The organism is Corallococcus terminator (genome assembly GCF_003611635.1).
In the GTDB taxonomy this organism is placed as follows: Bacteria; Myxococcota; Myxococcia; order Myxococcales; family Myxococcaceae; genus Corallococcus; species Corallococcus terminator.
Genome location: NZ_RAVZ01000706.1, coordinates 1 through 1,137 on the forward strand (window position 1 = coordinate 1; position 1,137 = coordinate 1,137).

Here is a 1,137-nt window from a genome sequence, read left to right on the forward strand (position 1 = left end):
GGGCGGGGTGGGCAAGTCCTCTTGCGCGGCCGCCGCAGCGGTGACGCTGACGGAGAAGGAGGGGCCGGTGCTCCTCATCTCCACGGATCCGGCGCACTCGCTGTCGGACGTGCTGCAGAGCCGGCTGACCGACACCGAGACCCAGGTGAAGGGCACCAAGGGCCTGTACGCGCGCGAGCTGGACATGGCGGGCTGGTTCAATGCCTTGCGCAAGCGGCTGAAGGAGAAAGCGGAGAAGGCCTTCGAGGGCGCGCCCAAGGCGGGCAACGACGTGCCGGCGGATCTGCTCTACCTGCGCAACCTGCTGGAGTGCGCGCCCCCGGGCATCGACGAGCTGGCGGCCATGTCCGTCCTCACCGACGCGCTGGTGCAGGAGCGCTTCAAGCGCATCGTGGTGGATTCGTCGCCGGTGGTGATGTCCGTGCGCGTGGTGGAGCTGGCGGACACGGCGAAGACGTGGCTGGGCGCGCTGCACACGGTGCTCAACAAGCACCGCGCCAAGGGCCTGGCGGATCTCGCGGATGACATCGCGGGGATGATCAAGCACGTGAAGCGCTTCGAGGACGCGCTGGCGTCCCCCAGCGAGTCGCGCTTCGTGGTCGTCACGCGCGGCGAGGAACTGGCGGCGTCCCGCACGGAGCGGCTGGTGGAGTATCTGAAGGAGCGCAAGCTCCAGGTGGAGCGGGTGCTCGTCAACCGCGTGGGCCCCAAGTCCACCTGCGAGAAGTGCGAGAACCGCCGCAAGCTGGAGCTCAACGCGGCGAAGGCCATCGAGAAGAAGATCGGCCTGCCGGTGACGATGGCGCCCGCGCTGGGCCGTCACCCCGCCGGACTGCGCGAACTCAAGGCGTTCCGCACCGCGTGGTACGCGCTGTCCGCGCCGCCCGCGAAGATCAAGGCGGCCTGACGCGACGCCGGCCTCCTACCGGGGGCCGGGCAGCAGGAGCTGGGACAGCGGCAGCCGGTGCGGGATCACGCGCCGGGCCTGTCCCAGCAGCTCCAGGGCGTTCGAGCGCAGGGAGCGCAGGTTCTGGGGCGCCGGAAGCGGTTCGCGCGCCAGGGACGTGGCCAGGGCAGGGCCGGCGAGCAGCAGCATCACCGCCGGCACGATGCACAGGCCCACCACCGCCCCGGCTC

2 protein-coding genes are annotated in these 1,137 nt (G+C 70.9%); one reads left to right on the top strand and one right to left on the bottom strand.

Annotation, left to right across the window (positions count from 1 at the left end):
* Positions 1-907 (top strand): ArsA family ATPase (locus tag D7V88_RS41665; RefSeq protein WP_158625284.1); only part of this gene is annotated, 907 nt, incomplete at its 5' end.
* 15 nt (positions 908-922) lie between these two features.
* On the opposite strand, the gene D7V88_RS43480 is transcribed toward D7V88_RS41665, so the two are convergent.
* Positions 923-1,137: hypothetical protein (locus D7V88_RS43480; RefSeq protein ID WP_158625285.1), on the bottom strand; the 215-nt coding region annotated here is incomplete at its 5' end.